The following is a 17,773-nucleotide window of genomic DNA, read 5'->3' on the forward strand; positions in this document are numbered from 1 at the left end:
AGAGGCCACGAGTTCTTAAGATCGCACTCTCGACGATTCAAATATATAATTCCGATGCAACCGGAAACGATATAAGAACTGAATTCAGGTAATTTTTTAGGTCGATCGCACTAACTGCCGAAACTTCTTCTTAAACTTATTCTTATACACATAGATCGATCGCTGTAAATCCTCAACTTGCAGCGACATCTGGGCCGCCAAACCCGTGCGGTTCCAAACATCCTCCTGACACTTGCGGCGACAAAAATTCATCGGTTCCGAGTAAACTTTAGATGTCGATAAAGTTGGTTTCGGGCCGCACCAGTGAATCACAGTCGGCGAAGTGCGATCGGCCGCAGGCCCACTTTCTGCCACCGGAAACCGCTTTTTCAGCAAATCCTGGTCAAAATCCGGTACCAACAACTGCATATCCACATTTTCCACCCGCAGCCGATTTTCTTGCGCCGCCCGAAAAATCATAAAGTTCAAAAACCCCATTTCTCCGTACTTAAATATCCCCGGATTTGCCTCAGTAAAATCTAAAATTTCTACGTATTCTTCCAAGCTAAAAACACCACGTTTAGCAAAAAAAGTACCCGTGCAGAAATAGTTCGATCGCGATTCCGACCACCGAAACTTCGGAAAATACTTCTCAACGCCCGGAATATCAAAGAAAAATTCTGAAACATCCGCATCCGAGTAATCGTAACAAGGCTTGTCTACAATAAAATCAAATTCTTGAAAATTAGCCAACTTCAGAACATCGCCCCAGACGATGGTATCGGCATCCAAAACCATAAAATTTGACCAAGGACTTTCCCAGAAAGCAATCATTTTAGTTTTTCCCCAACCAAAACTTCTTTTCCTGAGCACCTCTTCAGATACCGTTGTGCGATCGATCACTCGTACCCCGTAAGACTTTTCCAAAGCACTCACAGAAAAAGTACCGTCAATCAGCAGACAAATCGGCACATCTCCCAGGAAATATCGAATGCTAGCACAGCAACCCTTAGCAAACAAATAATCCTGGTCGCAGCAGGCAATAATAATACCAAAATCTTTCATAACCCCTCATTCTTTTACTAAAATTTCCACCCACAGCGTTTGGGTTTTTTTGTTCCGACAGCACTATTTTTGAGTTGTGCATTTTTGCCAGCTTAGCATTAAACTCCTACGATCGCCCTACGCCAAAAACAGCCATCAAATCGCTAGAAAATTTCGGTAGAGTTGGTGTCTCAAGCAACAGAGCATTCCCGGCGTGATTGGATATTAAGCAACACCCATTGCAGCCACACTCAGAAAACCCAAAAATTGTGTTAAAGTAGCAGGGAATTAAACTGGGCGACAGCTTGTCTCAAAAAAGACGATCGCCCTGGCAAGTCCCGAATGCTGGGATCGTCAGAGAGTCCAAATTGGTCAAGCCTAAAATTTGGCTTTTTTAGCTAGCGGGCGCGCGAACCCCCACACCTTACTCTTAGCTGGTGTGGGATGAAAGCCAGGGCGATGACGAATGGATGTCGGCTTTTGCCTGAACCATACTTTTGCCTTTGACATCGATGAGGAATCGCCAATTTTCAACAACAAAGCGAAAGAATCTGGTATGGTACAAACGGTTCATCACCCGCCCGAATTCTCGAACAGACAGGTTAAAGTAGCGGTGATACGCTTGCCACAGAAAGACCAGAACTCGGGGAAAGAATACGCCTAACTGGTATGCCATTGCAGTAAATCCCCTGGTGTGTTCTACGAATCAAACAATGAACTCCTTGGGGCGCAGGGAGTCTGCCCGGATCGCACGCCGTGCGATGGGAGTGAGGACAAGATGGCTTGTCAAACCTCCGGACGCTGCATAAGACCAACATCATTCAAAAATGGTATAGGCAGCGGCGGTTGAAACGGGAAGCCCAGACTGTATGCTTCGCATAGCGTGTGGGTACGTCACCAGGTGATGATATAATCAACCGTAAGGTAATGTGGGCTTGACCTGAATAGATGCCTGGGCCGTAGAAGGGGCCAGCCCCTACGTTCAAGCGGGAACTAAACACGCCTACTGTGAATCAGCAGCTATGGATATGTTCTATTTTGGCAGTTGTTATTGTCAGCAGGCAAGCAACCACAAAAATTAGCAGTTGAGAATTGCTGATCAAGTTGAACTTATAGTGTGAAGGTGTGAGGAAAATGAACAGAATTTTTTGGAATTTATTGCTAGTATCCCCGGCTATTCTGGGGCTATCATCAGTTGTCAGTGCCAGTGCGATCGCCACCGAAGCGACCGCAACCGCTGAAGCCAACCAAGTAGCCACAGCTCAGTCATCTGAGTCAAAAATTGCAGAACCAGTTGCAGCAACCCCTGCTGCCCCAGAAAAGCTGGCTTTAAACAGCATCGCTCCGGCCTCGGCAGACGCCCAAAAACTGGCAGCAATCGCACCAGAAACCAGCGCCACAGCACTGCAAACAGCAGCGATTGATATCAATGCAGCAGCCCCCATCGCCCCCGCCACCACAGCGGCCGCGACCGAGCCCCTAGCTGCTGCCACCACAGCGGCCGCGACCGAGCCCCTAGCTGCTGCCACCACAGCCGAACCATCGCCCCAAGCCTCAGACTTGGCAGTGGAAAGCACCCCGGCAGCAACCGCCAAAACTGAAGTGCCAGCAATTGCTAGCACCCCAGCCGCCAAGGTAGAAATTGCTCAGACAGCACCCGCAGGCATGGGTGGCCCGATCGTCCCAGCAGCACCCCAAGCCCTCCCCGCCGAACCATCTGGAGCCATGTCCCAAGTGACATCGGTCTCTCAACTTTCCGACGTGCGGCCGACAGACTGGGCATTCCAAGCCCTGCAATCCCTAGTCGAACGCTACGGTTGTATCGCAGGCTATCCCGACGGAACCTACCGCGGCAACCGCGCCCTGACTCGGTACGAATTTGCAGCCGGCGTCAACGCTTGCTTAGACCAAGTAACCAAGCTAATTAGCTCATCAACAGGTACCTTCGTCACCAAAGACGACTTAGCAATCCTGCAACGCCTGCAAGAAGAATTTGCAGCCGAACTGGCTACCCTGCGCGGACGAGTAGATGGCCTAGAAGCTCGCACCGCAGAACTCGAAGCCAACCAGTTCTCCACCACAACCAAACTGGCAGGAGAAGCCGTTTTTCTCGCCAGCGACACCTTCGGAGATGGTGTTGGGCTGCGGGACGACAAAACTGTGACCAACCTCGGCTACCGAGTGCGGTTGAACTTCAACACCAGCTTCACGGGTAAAGACTTGCTCAGAACCCGCTTGCAAGCTAGAAACATCGCCAACTACGGTGCAGCAACTGCCACTGGTACGAACATGGCTCGCGTCGCCATCGACGGCGAAGACGGCAGCCAATTCTCCCTCGATCAATTGTGGTATCGCTTTCCGGTAGGCAACGCTACAGTCTACTTCGGCCCGAAAGGACTGAGGCTCGATGACGTTGCTGAGCTTACTGCTCCCTTGGAAAGTAGTGGCAACGGTGCTCTCTCCAGATTTGGACGTTACAACCCAGCAGTGTTCCGCGGCCCCGAAGGAGCAGGTGCTGCTCTGAAATACAACTTGGGTCCCGTGAGAGCCACAGCAGCCTATCTTGCCTCCGACGGCGACGCTCCCGACCCAGCCAACGGCCGGGGCATTGCCGACGGTTCTTTCAGCGCTTTGGGTCAGCTCAACTTAAATCTGAGCCAAGCATTTGACATTGGTGTTAGCTACAACCACAAATACAATCGGGGAGGCGATGTTGGGATCATGGGCGGTACGGGCAGTGCCTTGGCTAACCGCCCCTTCGGTCAAGCATCGACTACATCCAATAACTATGGGGTGCAAGTTAACTTCAAACCCAGCCGCCGCTTCCAGCTTGGCGGTTGGTACGGTTACACGAAGGCTCAGCAAGAACGGGGCGGCCACAATGACGCTACTGTTCAGAATGGTGCTGTTTTCTTGGCGCTGCCAGATTTTGGTAAGCCTGGGAACCTCCTCGGTTTGATCGCCGGCGTACCGCCAAAAGTTACTGAGAGCGATGTCGCCAGAGACCGCAACACCTCTTATCACTTAGAGGGTTTCTATCGCTTCCAAGTGAATGACTTTATTTCGGTGACACCGGGCGTTTACGTGATTCTGAATCCCGAACAAAACAAACGCAATGACGATATCTGGGTAGGAGTCCTGCGGACAACCTTTAGTTTCTAAGGTTTCCAGACATCTAGTTAGAGCTAAAAGCGGCAGTCACCTGCCGCTTTTAGTTTTTGGTTATGGGTCAAGACGCCTGGGTTCAGAAGACTCCGGCGGTTGAAACCGCGTCTATAAAAACAAAACCTGCCTCCGCAGGTTGAAGAGTAAGTCTTGACACCACATTTATGGAGACAAAATCTACTCCAAGCGCGTGGGAATTCTTGATTTTCTTTAGTCCGCGGAGGCGGACTTCGTTTGTATAGAAGCGGTTTCAACCGTACGTCTGATCTTCGTTTTTGTAGAGGCGGTTTTCAACCGCCGTCTGATCTACAAACCAATTTGATCGGTCATCAGCCAACAGTCAACTGTCAACAAAATTAGGAATTTTGCCGACAAATCCCGAATACGGATGTGTAGCCGTGCAGAAATGTGCTGCCGCCGACGGGGCCGATTTCGCCGTTGCAGAAAAAGCCGCTCAACGGGATGTTTTTGAGGTATCTGCCGAACAGTCGTGAGTCAAAATTCGATTGGCCATAAAGCCCTTCGCCGCGCCCCAGACAAGAGAACATCAAGGCACCGGCGCTGGATGTACCGCTGTACTCGGCCGCCCGCTGATGGCGATCGAGCAGCATTTCTAGGTCTTCTGCGGAGGTGCGCGCGTCCCGCAGGTGGAATTGGATGCGCTGTCCGGGACGGACTCGATCGCCGATCGCAATTGCCCCCACTTTTGGATCTACTCCCAACAGATTGCGGATTAAAAAATCTCCCGGCTCTAATTTAAACTTGAATTCATCGCTGACTAAGCCGACAAATAACGAGTGCTGCGCTAATTCTTGGTCTGCTTGGCTCAAAGTTTGAACTAACTCTCGCAGGGCCTCTAAGGGCGATCGCTCGACACTCCTGGTGCCGATATCGTCGGTTTGTTCTTCGAGTTTGAGCACAATATTGCGCTCTCCTTCCGTCACCCGATAAGGATGCCCGATCGGTCTACAGCCTTGTGCAACGATCGTTTCCAAAACTATATTCCCGCTCAAAGCCACTCCCACCGTCCCTTCTCGGTAAAGCTGATAGTCGCAAAACAGCGCCGCGCCCCTGCCCGCACCGTCCCCGCCGGCGAGTCCCCCTACCTTCGGCGCACCCGGATACGCATAATCTAGCCCTTGCAGCAAATCGTTAATTTTTGCCGAAAAAGGGTCGGCCAAGATGATAAACTGCGGTTCTTCGTCGGCTGGCACGCCCAACAAATCCACCCAAGTATCCGGCGGACTGTCTAAGTCCGGTAGTTCTTCTGCACTGATGTGAAATGTTCTGACGTTTACTCCCGGTAAGCGGGCGAGACTCAGGCTGACTGCTGGAGAACCCTCTACTTCTTCGGTGAGCCCGCCCCGATTCGTGCCAATGACTCCTCCACCGCCACAGCCCAGAATCGCAGGCACTGGCAGTAATTCTTCGAGTAAAGGCATCAGTCGAGAATACTCGCTGGCAAAGGCAGATGAGATAAAAATCAGCGCTAAATCGGCCGGGCCTTCTAATTCGCGATCGGCTTGTTCTACAACTTCTTTGAGGGCTGATTCCAAAGACGGACGGGTTGATAAGGCGCTGACCCATTGCATTTGGTTTTGCTTGTCCATAAGGCGAACTTTTTTATAAAACTATGTCTTACATTAGGCTAACCGGAACTGGCCACTGGCGGGACGGTTTTCTGGGGCGATCGATTCCCTTCCCTGGCCGTTCTTGTGTTAACATAAGTTAACATGAGTCTCGAATCAATCTGTTGAGTGTTAAATGCTGTCTTCAGCGAAATCTTAAAAGATAAAGCTCAATACAGTTTGACACCACAACTTCCTGTAATGTTTTTATCAAAAGTCAGGTCGGCTCGACCTGCATTGATGCCTGTGGACTAGAATCCGCCGATCGGCTAAAGTAAAGCAGGAAGTAGAGACCGCTACTGCGATCGCAGTTATGGATGGTTTTTATCTGGGCTGCCACAGCAGCGCATCTCAAGCTAGTATTAGTTGAGGTCGCCAGAGCGAAACTGCAAGTCAAACACAAGCTAACATCCAAAAAGAAAACCTTTCTTAGTCAATAAGTTTATGACAACAACACCCGCGGGCAACATCGAAGAAAAAATTGAAGAAGAACTAGAAAGCGCTCGTACCGTCTGTGACATCAAGGGCGCAACTTCCGGGGAATGCGCTGCGGCGTGGGACGCAGTTGAAGAACTGCAAGCTGAAGCTTCCCACCAAAAGCAAGTCAAACCTAAAAATTCTTTTGAAAAGTATTGCGACGACAATCCTGACGCTGCTGAGTGCCGCATCTACGACGAATAAGCGAGGAATTTAGCTCCTTGTCTTCCCTCCCGCGCCGAAATTTAGCTTTTGGCGCGGGATTCTTTCATCGGTTTATAAATTACCTTGTCAAGAAGACCGGGCGGTTGAAACCGCGTCTACACAGACAAAACCCACTCCAAGCGGGTTGAAGAACCGATGTTTGAAATTAAGTTGTTTTCTTTACACCGCGTCGGCGGACTACCCTTCCCGAAGGCTAACGCCTACGTTTGACAAGAAGCGGTTTCAACCGCCGTCTTATCTTCTTGAGCGCTTTTGTAGTAGAATCTGTCACAAATAAGTGAGTATATTTTCCCCAATATGTTGAGTCTTTTATTAGCAGCCACCGGGCCTTGGTTTCAACCGCTTGTCTGGATGGATTACCGCTTGTCAGTGTTATTAACAATTTCGATCCCGCTGGTAGTGCTGATTTGGGCTGTTTTTGCAAAGGCTGATGCGATCGCCCGTTTGTTGATGATTTATTGGCGAGTGGCGAGTTTGCTGGCAATTACACTTTACCTGATGATGGCTGCGATGCCTCTGAGCTTTGTGTCGTCAGTGATGGGTAGGGCTTTGATTCCTGCTTGTCTATGGTTTTGGCAGGATTTAAACGAGGAAATTGCCGATCGCCCCCAGTCGTCTTTAAAACTGGCCTTTACAGCTTGGCGGTGGGCGATTACTGTTTACAGCGGTTTGGGCGCTCTAGTTCAAATTCCCTTCTTAACCTGTGCCTTTAAATCCCAAAGTCAGGTAATTGACGAACCTTTCTGCCGCATTTGGTTAGATCCACCTTGGCTGTACAAAGAGATGTTTCACGGTAGGGCAAACCCTCAATTTTTGGGATTGTTGGGTCTGACAGGTTTAGCAATTTATGTGGTTTACTTGTCATACTTTGTGGTAATTAGATTGGGGAAACAGGGGAGGTCAGCTACCGGAAATTAAGTGGATTTTAAGTAAGTATTTGCCTCCTAAATTTCAGCGAAAGTCTTCAACAAAAAACTTAGAAACCAAAAAAATCGGGGCACATCTACGAAAAGATCCAACTAACAAGAGGATAGCTGACGTGACAGTAATGTTATTGGAAAAGACTGTGATTGATAGCAAAGAAGCATACTTAGAATGCTTAGAAAAGCTGATTTGGGCGACGGATTGCCTAAACGTAAAAGTCGAACCAACTGAACTCGCTCGGATTGCCGAACTGATAGTTGAGCCGATGACCGGGCCCTGGCGGTTTTTTCACACTCCCGAACATATTTTTGAGGTGGGAGGAAATGAAGATGCGATCGAGGTTTTGGCAGCTTTATTTCACGATATCGTCTACGTGCAAGTCGATCGCAGCATTAACTTTAACGTCAGCTACTACATCACTCCTGTTACCAAAGAGGTTAACAAACAGCTACAGATTCGCGATCGATCTGAACTGTCTGCTGATGCTACATTCGAGATCGTAATGCTGGTATTCGGTTTTGTACCCGGAGAAGTGCTCAATCCCTTCGCCGGACAAAACGAATTTCTCAGCGCTGTGGTGGCGGCAAAAGCTCTCGAACCATTTCTCAAACGCGAGCAATTGCTTCAAATTGCAGGCTGCATTGAAGCCACAATCCCGTTTCGCGCCGCCGAGTCGGGAATCACAGCAAGCCAGCGCCTTTATCACCGCTTGCAAGCAATAACTAACCTGTTTAACCTCAGTTTGACTGACGAGGAAATGCGGGAAACTGTGAAAAAAGCTGTGCGAATTGCTAACCGGGATGTGATCAGTTTTGCTTACCAGAGTTCAGCCATTTTTTTGGCAAATACCTGGAATTTACTGCCGGAAACTAATCACAATCTCACCTGCTGCGGTTTTTACACGGTTCGCGACTACCGAATTGCTTTGCAGAAGATGGAGGGTTTTCTGAGTTATCTCAAGCCAGAGGTGATTTTCCGGCAGTTTGAGGGATATCCAGACGATCGCACATATCAACGCTGGGAAACTACCGCTAAGTACAATCTCCAAATTGCCCAGCTTTATCTGGGATGCAAACTGGCTGCTATCGCCCTGCTGGAAGCCCTTTCTTCGGGTTTGGGACTCGATGTTTCTCTGGTGATGATGATGGGAGAACTTCCAGATAGAGCCGCTGGAGGCATCCGTCTGGAAAGCTTTTTTCCAGAAACAGATAAACCTCACCAACCTCAAACTGCTTTAGAAACGGAAGTATTGAATTTATTAGAAAATGGGCGGGCGAAAAGCAGTTATAATACCGATTTGGAAAACTCGCCCCTCACAACATTTATCGTCAAAATTGTGGGTTTTGACGAAATGCGCTATCAGTGCGATCGGGCTAAGGAGTTTTTTCGGGAAAATTTGGCAGCCGATAACTTTATTTCCGACTTTAACCCAAGAGTTACAGAAATTGTCGTTGACTCAATTCTCAAGTTGTTTGAAAGCCGCAAATCTACGATCTACCGATACTACGATATCACTTCTGAGTTAAAGTCCAAACCCCAGACCAATTTTCCGGTACGCCCTTCTCAATCAAATGGTTGACATTATCTAAAACTTTCTCGGAAATTATCAAAGATACGACCTATAACTTAGTGAGACTTTCCAGACGAGAAGCTAAATTCACATTATCCGAAAAAGCATCTCCCTGCATTCTCTCCGCTTCCCCAACTATGCCCACCATCATGTGTCCGAAATGCACTCCTACGCCGACTTGAATCGGTTGATATCCGGCGAAGGATGTTTGTAGTTGAGATGCCATGCTGGTAAAGGATTTGGCTAGCTGGCCTACTTCGTCGGTGCGATCGACATCGCTCTCTAATATAGCGGTTCTCAAGCGTGGTGAGGTATGCCCTATGCCCTATGCCCACGGAAGCCTATGCCCTATTCCGAAAGCGTACCTGATCTTTCTGAGAAAGGCTATACCTTATGCTATAAATCTATGCTACACAATTATTCCCTGAAGCTTTACATAATTAAGTTCGGCCTCCTAGAATGTCTAATTGAGTCAACTCTCAACCCTCAACTCTCAACATCCATCTGTTACATCCGTTCAATCCATTGTGGAAATTCCTTTCTTCTGTCACTCATTTAAGCTACCCCAGATAAGTGTCACTAAAAAAAGCGACTGTTAAAGCACTTTCCTCCACAGCTACAACTGGGGAATAGCAAGTTCAAACAACTCGCAAACCACTAATCCCCAATCAAACCATGCAAACCACAAACGAAATTCAAGCTCAATTACCTATGTGCTCTTCCTTGCCCACACTGGAACGAAATCATAGCAGCGCTTCCAATAAAGACGTGCGCTATCTCCAACAATCCTTACTAAAAAAAGGATATCCCGTAGCAACTGATGGATTCTTCGGCGCCAAAACCGAACAAGCAGTCATCAACTTTCAAAAGAAAAATAAAATTACTGTTGATGGTATTGTCGGCCAGCAAACTTGGAATAAATTAGGCGCTTGCGTTACCGAACCTCCTTGTTAAATCACTGCCAACATTTTCCCGCACTTCTCTGTCGATCGCAACTTGCAAACAATAAATAGATAATCAAACCATGCAAACCACAAACGCAACTCGCATTGAATTACCTTCCTGCCGTTATTTTCCCCTACTCCAACGCAAAGATGCCACCATTCAAAATGAGGATGTCCGCTACCTCCAACGACTTTTAAATGTCAGTGGAGCTTCCCTAAATACTGATGGATCGTTCGGCCCGAAAACCCAACAAGCACTCATCAGTTTTCAGCAGCAAAAACAAATCGCTGCTGATGGCATTGTCGGCCCCAAAACTTGGAATAAATTGGGCGTTTGTACAACTGTATTTTAAAGTTTGTACTACCATATCTTAAACAGAGTAGGGCGTGCAGTGCGCGCCCTATCTTTTATTGCAACCTGGCCCGATGCTGAGGACGTTTTTAATTGCTGACACCAATGCGATCGATTCCTTCTCTCCTCCAGAACTAAAGTCTTCTCTCCTAGCTCACTAAAGCCTTCTTCCCTCTTCCCTCTTCCCTCTTTTTACTCGAATAGCGCAGCCGAAGCGAGCCCTTTTCCTGCCAAAAAACCGCCTATTTTTCGGCCGAATCTTCCACCCCAGACCACCCCTCCGGCACTCCATACATTCGATACTTGCGAGAGCGTTTGAAATACAGCGTTGCTACCAGATCGTCAGGATTGATGTCTAAAATATTCTCAAATATTTTTTGGGCGGCAACAAATTTTTTCTGGTAGTAAAAATTGAGAGCTTCTTGAAAACTCTCCGCAGTTTGCTGCTTGAGGAGAATGCTCTTCTCTGTTTCTGTATCGTAAATTTCAAATACCGACACAGCAGTTGTCTTTCCTTTCACCGTTACTCGATCGACAAATCTGTAGTTATATGTTTCTGAATCTTCCAGGCGATCGATAATTTCACCGCTAACGAGAATTCCCGATCCGTAAACCTTAGTCAATCCTTCCAAACGAGACGCGAGATTCACCGCATCAGAAATCACGGTACTTTCCATCCGTTCTGGCTCGCCAATTGTACCCAACATCAAATTTCCCGCGTGCAAACCAATGCCGATCGCGATCGGCAACAAGCCGTTTTGTTCTCGCTGCTCATTGTAGATATTCAATTCTTTTTGCATATCAATTGCTGCTCGCACACCATCTGATGGAGATGTAGGAAACAAAGCCATAACTGCATCGCCGATATATTTGTCAATAAATCCGTTATTTTTCCTAATTGCAGGGCTAACCCTTCCCAAGTAACTATTAATGAATGCAAAATTTTCAGCAGGTGTCATCTGTTCTGAAAGCACCGTAAAAGAACGAATATCAGCAAAGAGTACAGTCATATTCTTTTCCTGATTGTCGCCTAATTTGACTTCAATAATACTCGGTTTTTCAAGCAAATTTAAAAAATCGTGTGGCACAAACTTGCCGTAAGCTGCATTCAGTTTTGCCAGGGTAATTTGTGTCTTGATTCTCGCCAACAATTCCTTTTTGATAAAAGGTTTAGTTAGATAATCATTCGCTTCTGAATTAAAAGCTTCTACCAAGTCGCTAGTTTGATTTTTTGCAGTCAGCACTAAAATTGGCATTTCTAAAGGCGAGTATTTTTTGCGAACTTCTCGACAGACTTCATAACCAGTCATCTGTGGCATCATTACGTCGAGTAAAATCAAGTCGGGCTTAAATCCCGATTCAATCAAATTTAAAGCTTCTCTGCCGTTGCTCGCTTGAGTTATCGCATAGTTTTCCACAGCAAGATTGTTGGCAATGACCTGAATATTAATTGGTTCATCATCGACTACCAAAACTTTTATTTTTTCACCTTCTTCTATCAAGTTCCTTTGGGCTGAGAGAGTAGAATTTACTAGAGATGATTGGGGATCTAATTCAGGAGTAATTAAAATCCCCTCGCCCTCAGTCAAACGCGGCTGTTTGCTACTAAATTCCGGCTGACTATCAGATAGAGGCAAAGTAAAGATGAATTGGGAACCGACCCCGACATCTGAAGATACCGAGATTTTACCGCCGTGTAATTCCACTAATTGCTTGACAACAGCTAACCCTAAACCTGTGCCACCATATTCTCTAGCAGTGGAACCGTCAGCTTGTTCAAAGGATTCAAAAATTCGTTCTAATTTATCTTCGGGGATGCCAATTCCCGTGTCAGATACCGTAATGGCCAATTCGGGATTAGGCGATGATTCTTCATGGCTCGTTATCAATGCTGCTGAAATCTCAACTGTGCCACTTTCAGTAAATTTAATCGCGTTGCCAATTAAGTTGTAAAGTATTTGCTCCAAGCGATTCTCATCGGCTGCTATTGGCGGCAATTCGGGAGCAACTGAGTTAATCAATTGCAAGTTTTTTATACCTACCAATGGTTGAGATAATTTGAGAATTATAAAGACTATTTCTCGGAGATTGACGGACTTAGTTTGCAGTTCTAGAGTTTTGTGTTTGAGCTGAGAAAAATCGAGAATATCGTTAATTAAAGAAGACAATCTTTTTCCCGACGATGAAATCAAAGCTAAGTTAAAATTAGTTGTTTCTGGCAGTTTCCCGGTAGCACCGTCTATTAAAGATTCTGCAATCCCAATAATACCGTTGAGGGGAGTGCGGAGTTCGTGGGAAGTATTGGCTAAGAATTCGTCTTTCAGTTTGTCCAGTCGCTGCAATTCGGTATTTTTATTTTCTAAGGCACTAAAAGATGCTTGCAGTTGTGCTGCCATGCTGTTAAAAGCAGCGGCAAGTACGCCCAACTCGTCGGAACGATCGAGATTGACAGTTCTGTCAAATTGTCCTTCAGACAAATCTATTGCTGCATCTTTTAATTGTAAAATTGGTTTGGTAATCCAGCGAGCAGTGAGAATTCCTAGCACAGTTGCTATGGCCAAAGCTGCCAGACATAGCAAGATTGTAGTTCTATTGCCAGCATTAATTTGTTCGATAAAGTCGGCTTCGGGAACGACGACGACAATCAGCCAATCTAAACCTTTGCCATCTTTAAATGGCAGGATTTTTAAAAATTGCGGCTGGCCGTTTATTTCAAAATGGATTAGTTGCGATTTGGTAATTTGCTGCAAATCTTGAAAGTGACTTTCTAAGTATTTAGCTGTATTCTGCGTTACGATATCGCTGCTTGCTTTGACTTGAAATTGTTCTTTTTTACCGTTTTTGTTGCGGAAAGGTTTTTCGCGCGTGGAAGTTGCCAGCAGCGTTCCCTTTCTTTCGATAATAAAAGTTTGACCGGATTTTCCTATTTTAAGGCTGTTTAAAAATTGACCGATACTATCCAGACGCAAAGCAGTAATTAATACTCCGTCTAGCTGTTTCTGGTTGTTGTAAACTGGTTGCAGCGCGCTGACGATCAGTGTGGGTTCTAGCAAGGAGATATCAACTGAACTCCAAGTGGGTTTGCCTGCTAGAGACGCATCTTTGTATAAAGGGTTCTGTCTGATATCGAAGTTTTTGATGGTGGCTGCTAGTTTGGTGCGATCGCCCGTATCATTAGTATTGTAGGAATAAAAATTAAATTTGGTAGACGGGCCGGAGGCGTTAATCAACAAAGTCCCATCCGACATCTTTTCGCCGGTGCGGTATTCTCCATTGCGATTGGCGAACGAGGTAAAATTGATATAAGGATATAATTGCACTTGCCGCCACAGATACTTTTCCCAAGCTGACAAGTCTTTTATATTCACAAAACCCAGTTTGATTGAATCCAGCTTGGTTTGATTGATTTGGTGCGGAGTTTGCAGATAAGTTTTCAAATTTTGCTCAATGCGATTGCTCACTTCTCCCATCAACTGATCCGCAAGATCGTTGACTGCTCTTTGAGAGTTCTTAAATGATAAATATCCCACAATTCCCACCGCGGCAAATACTTGCAAGACAAACGGAACTATGAGTACAGTTTGCAGCGTCGTTTTTCCTGAAAGTTTAGCTGCTAAGCGCTTGAGAGAAAAAGTTGACATAATATTAATTTAGATTAAAAAACACAGTTGATACTCAGAGCGAAGCTACTGTTAAGTATTGTAAACTCTTTTGTCTTGAACAAAACTTACACAAGAACAGCCTGATTCTCGGTTGCTTCCTGAATCGCTGTCCAACCTGAGATTTCTTAGAAAAACCAGGTTCTTTTTCGGATAGCTTCCCCCATTATATTCGATTGTGAAGTCAAAATCAGCTAACTCTACATTAAATTTTCGAGAAAATCCCCAATTTGCGGCTTTCAGGCTTCGGTCTGAATATATTATGACTGATGTCAGAGCCGAAAAATTAGATAAATACCTGAAAATTTCTGACTTCAGATTGATGCTAGTTTTACTACTTTTCCTGTAAACATTCTATCCCCGACCATCCTTCTGGTACTCCATACATTTGATGCTTCAGACAGCGCTGATAGTAGATTGCTGCCAACTTATCTTGAGGATTTGTTTCGCAAATATTCTTGAATATTTTTTGCGCTTTAGGAAAATTTTGCTCGACATAAAGCTCTAGAGCTTTTTGAAATGCAGCAGCAGTTTCCTGTTTTAGCTGAATGCTTTGTTCGGTTTCTGCATCATAAATTTCAAACACAGACACGGCAGATGTTTTCCCTTTTACTGTGACTCGATCGACAAATCGGTACAGATATTGCGATCGATCGCCCAAACGCTCTAAAATTGAATCTGTTACCAGAATTCCCGATCCATAAACCTTAGTCAATCCTTCCAAACGAGAAGCGAGATTCACCGCATCAGCAATCACTGTACTCTCCATCCGTTCTTGCTCGCCAATCGTACCCAACATTAAAGTGCCCGCGTGCAAACCAATGCCAATCGTAATCGGTGCATAATTGCTTAGTTGTCGGTGCAGGTTGTAAAGAATAACTTGTTTTTGCATTTCCACCGCCGCGCGAACAGCATCATCTGCCGACTCAGGAAATAGTGCCATAATCGCATCCCCAATATATTTATCAATGAAACCTTGGTGAGCGCGAATTACCGGACTCACTCGTCGGAGGTAGCTGTTAAGAAAATTAAAATTTTCTTGAGGAGTCATCGCTTCGGAGATAGTCGTAAAGGAGCGAATATCCGAAAATAAAACTGTCATTTCTTTCTGAATTTGATCGCCTAATTGGACATCAATGATACTTTCGTGTCCCAAAAATCGCAGAAAGTCGTGAGGAACAAATCTACCATAGGCTGCATTAATTTTTGTCAGACGGATGTGAGTTTTGATTCTGGCTAACAATTCATTTTTAAGAAACGGTTTAGTTAAAAAATCATTGGCTCCTGCATTGAAACCTTGTACTAAGTCAGATACTTGATTTTTGGCGGTTAGCATCACGATTGGTAATTCGCTGGCTGTGAATTTTTCCCTAATTGTCTGGCAAACTTCGTAACCAGTCATCCGTGGCATCATGATATCTAGCAAAATTAGATCTGGCTTGTAGTCTCCGTCTAGAAGAGCTAAAGCTTCTCTACCACTGCTAGCTTCGACGATCGTATAATTTTCCAAAACTAAATTATTAGTTAATACTTGAACATTTACAGGTTCGTCATCTACAATCAAGATTTTTATCTGATTATTTTCTTGATGTTCTTTAAAGATGCTGGAACTATGATTGTCAAAGGTTGGTACAGCACTTTCAGTCGCGAGCGATTTGGGCTCATTTATTTTTGAAACTAAAGATTGTCGAGCCGTTAGTGTTAAATGATTATGATCGACATACTGATTTTTAGAAATTGGCAAACTAAAGGTAAACTCCGAACCAACACCGAGTTTTGAAAATACTTGAATTTCGCCGCCATGCAGCTCGACTAACTGCTTTGTAACAGCCAAACCTAAACCAGTTCCTCCGTATTCTCTAGCAGTAGAACCGTCTGCTTGTTCAAAAGATTCAAAAATTCGTTCTAATTTATCTTCAGCAATGCCAATCCCGGTATCGGATACCGTAATTTGCAGTTTTGACCTGACAATTAAAGATTGAATTTGGCTGGTTACTGAAATTTCTTGATCAAGCAACTGGGGCGAATTCAAGCTGATCGCATTTGCCGAAATTTCTACAGTACCAGTGTCGGTAAATTTAATCGCATTTCCGATTAAGTTATAAAGAATTTGTTGTACCCGATTTTCATCGGCATCTACCAGGGGAATTTCGCGAGTGACTGAATTAATCAACTGCAAGTTTTTGGCACCAATTAGAGGTTGAGAAAGAGTTACCACGATATCGACAATTTCTCGGATGCCGACTGGCTTGATTTGCAGTTCAATATTTTTGTGTCTCAGCTTCGAGAAATCAAGAATGTCGTTGATGAGATTGGAGAGTCTTCTGCCACTAGATGCAATGATTTTTAAATTAGAAATAGTCGGTGCTGGCAATTGTCCTGTAGCACCGTCTATCAAAGATTCTGTTAAACCAATAATGCCATTAAGCGGGGTGCGGAGTTCGTGAGAAGTATTGGCTAAAAATTCGTCTTTGAGTTTGTCAAGTCGCTGCAATTGGGCATTTTGATCCTCTAATTTTGTGAAAGATACTTCCAATTGACCGGCCATGCTGTTGAAAGCATCAGCTAATTTTCCTAGTTCGTTAGATGTGGCAATATTTACCCGAGTTTCCAAGATTCCGCTACTCATTTCAGTAGCTGCGGATGTTAGGGATTTCAAAGGATTTGTGATCGATCGCGCAAAAGCGACTCCCAAGCCCACGGCGGCGAGGGCGCTGGCGGTGGTAACTGCACCCATGACGTAGATGAGCGATCGCACGGGAGCGTAAGCTTCGGCTGTCGGTAGCTCTACAACCACCATCCACTGTACCCGACGGACGATCGCACCCGTACCCATGACTTCCTCCCCGCGCCAACCTCGATAAACCAGCGGAGATTCCCTCCCCGAAGCTAAAGCTAATTTGGATAACTCTCCTACAAACGATCGCCCTTTCAAATCTGGGAGTAAATATGGATTAATCTTGTTTCCTGTTTGCGAAATCAGCACGGATCGATGGTCGATAACATAGCTGTATCCAGTTTTCCCAACTTGCGATCTGGCTGCAATTTGAATTAAAAAATTGAGACTAACTCTGGCAAATAATACTCCAGAAATTTGATTTTTACTGTCGCGAATAGGCACGGCTAAATTGACAACATTAACCGTTGTCTTCATATCGACATCTACTGAACTCACATAATTTTGAGCCTGTCGAAACGTCTCCCAAAATATAGGTGCATCTCCCGAAATACCTGCTAAATTTAAGCTAGATGTAGAGAAGGGTTCGTAAGGCGACATCGCCTGTACGATTTGACCTTTACTGTCAAAAATTCCTACCACTTCGTAGGCGCTGTTGCTGCTGATCAATCCTTCAAGAATGCTGCGCTGAGTTTCACTATTAAATTCTGTTAAGCCGCGCAATTCTGACAAGTAATTGAGTTGGCGCTGCAAGTTATCCAGATAAGCGCTAATTTGGGCGGCAGCAGCTTGCGATCGCTCGTACTGAAGCTGTTTTGTCTGTTCTATTTGTCCCCGAAAGCTGAGGTAAGCTAACGTACTCCCTGCTATCAATACGCTTGCCACAACAATCGAGACAAAACCGTAACGCAGTTGATTGGCAATTGAGGACATTTTAATTTTATTCTGCCACTTAACAGTTTGAACTCTGTCTCTAGGATACACCCAATTGCATTTTTCCGGCTATAGCAATCCTAAATCATTATCTACACTTATTATGATATAATTATATGCAATAATTGATTGTGACAATAAAAAAATGAATAACTTACAAATGCCACAGAAAGATATGGAAAAAGAAAGAGCGGCG

12 protein-coding genes are annotated in these 17,773 nt (G+C 45.4%); 7 read left to right on the plus strand and 5 right to left on the minus strand.

What is annotated here, in order from left to right; translation table 11 throughout:
- Nucleotides 1–96 precede the first annotated feature (96 nt).
- Complete coding sequence (locus tag K4039_RS20850; RefSeq protein WP_265238105.1) at nucleotides 97–1,044, minus strand: hypothetical protein; 948 nt, start codon at nucleotides 1,042–1,044, stop codon at nucleotides 97–99.
- Between the two features lie 445 nt (nucleotides 1,045–1,489).
- On the opposite strand from K4039_RS20850, the gene K4039_RS20855 reads away from it, so the two are divergent.
- Nucleotides 1,490–1,687, plus strand: coding sequence for a hypothetical protein (locus tag K4039_RS20855; RefSeq protein ID WP_265238107.1), 198 nt, complete (start codon nucleotides 1,490–1,492; stop codon nucleotides 1,685–1,687).
- A 470-nt stretch (nucleotides 1,688–2,157) separates the two neighbouring features.
- A complete protein-coding gene (locus tag K4039_RS20860; RefSeq protein WP_265238109.1) occupies nucleotides 2,158–4,185 on the plus strand; it encodes an iron uptake porin in 2,028 nt (675 codons plus the stop codon).
- 359 nt (nucleotides 4,186–4,544) lie between these two features.
- On the opposite strand, the gene K4039_RS20865 is transcribed toward K4039_RS20860, so the two are convergent.
- Entirely contained in the window at nucleotides 4,545–5,780 is a 1,236-nt protein-coding gene (locus tag K4039_RS20865) for an FIST N-terminal domain-containing protein (protein WP_321161636.1), read from the minus strand.
- A gap of 480 nt (nucleotides 5,781–6,260) precedes the next feature.
- On the opposite strand from K4039_RS20865, the gene K4039_RS20870 reads away from it, so the two are divergent.
- The 3 genes from K4039_RS20870 (at nucleotide 6,261) to K4039_RS20880 (ending at nucleotide 9,021) form a co-directional block, all read left to right on the plus strand.
- Nucleotides 6,261–6,497, plus strand: coding sequence for a Calvin cycle protein CP12 (locus K4039_RS20870; RefSeq protein WP_106148740.1), 237 nt, complete (start codon nucleotides 6,261–6,263; stop codon nucleotides 6,495–6,497).
- Nucleotides 6,498–6,815: 318 nt separating this feature from the next.
- Nucleotides 6,816–7,436: a DUF3177 family protein gene (locus K4039_RS20875; RefSeq protein WP_265238112.1), complete on the plus strand. Its 621-nt coding sequence runs from the start codon at nucleotides 6,816–6,818 to the stop codon at nucleotides 7,434–7,436.
- Between the two features lie 130 nt (nucleotides 7,437–7,566).
- Complete coding sequence (locus K4039_RS20880) at nucleotides 7,567–9,021, plus strand: hypothetical protein (protein WP_265238126.1); 1,455 nt, start codon at nucleotides 7,567–7,569, stop codon at nucleotides 9,019–9,021.
- Nucleotides 9,022–9,061: 40 nt separating this feature from the next.
- Here the strand turns inward: K4039_RS20880 and K4039_RS20885 are convergent, their stop codons facing one another.
- Nucleotides 9,062–9,313, minus strand: coding sequence for an adenylate/guanylate cyclase domain-containing protein (locus tag K4039_RS20885; RefSeq protein ID WP_265238114.1), 252 nt, complete (start codon nucleotides 9,311–9,313; stop codon nucleotides 9,062–9,064).
- A 374-nt stretch (nucleotides 9,314–9,687) separates the two neighbouring features.
- Here K4039_RS20885 and K4039_RS20890 point away from each other — a divergent pair, with 374 nt between their 5' ends.
- Nucleotides 9,688–9,966 carry a peptidoglycan-binding protein gene (locus K4039_RS20890; protein WP_265238115.1) on the plus strand — a complete coding sequence of 93 codons (279 nt, stop codon included), beginning with the start codon at nucleotides 9,688–9,690 and terminating at the stop codon, nucleotides 9,964–9,966.
- Between the two features lie 70 nt (nucleotides 9,967–10,036).
- On the plus strand, nucleotides 10,037–10,309 hold the full coding sequence (locus K4039_RS20895; RefSeq protein ID WP_265238117.1) for a peptidoglycan-binding protein: 273 nt from the start codon (nucleotides 10,037–10,039) through the stop codon (nucleotides 10,307–10,309).
- Between the two features lie 241 nt (nucleotides 10,310–10,550).
- On the opposite strand, the gene K4039_RS20900 is transcribed toward K4039_RS20895, so the two are convergent.
- Together K4039_RS20900 and K4039_RS20905 are read right to left on the minus strand one after the other, a co-directional pair.
- Nucleotides 10,551–13,949 carry an ATP-binding protein gene (locus K4039_RS20900; RefSeq protein ID WP_265238119.1) on the minus strand — a complete coding sequence of 1,133 codons (3,399 nt, stop codon included), beginning with the start codon at nucleotides 13,947–13,949 and terminating at the stop codon, nucleotides 10,551–10,553.
- A 352-nt stretch (nucleotides 13,950–14,301) separates the two neighbouring features.
- The gene (locus tag K4039_RS20905) at nucleotides 14,302–17,577 is read right to left on the minus strand and encodes a response regulator (protein WP_265238121.1); all 3,276 of its coding nucleotides are present in this window, start codon (nucleotides 17,575–17,577) and stop codon (nucleotides 14,302–14,304) included.
- Nucleotides 17,578–17,773: the final 196 nt, after the last annotated feature.

This window comes from Lyngbya sp. CCAP 1446/10 (assembly GCF_026130175.1).
Taxonomy (GTDB): domain Bacteria; phylum Cyanobacteriota; class Cyanobacteriia; order Cyanobacteriales; family Microcoleaceae; genus Microcoleus.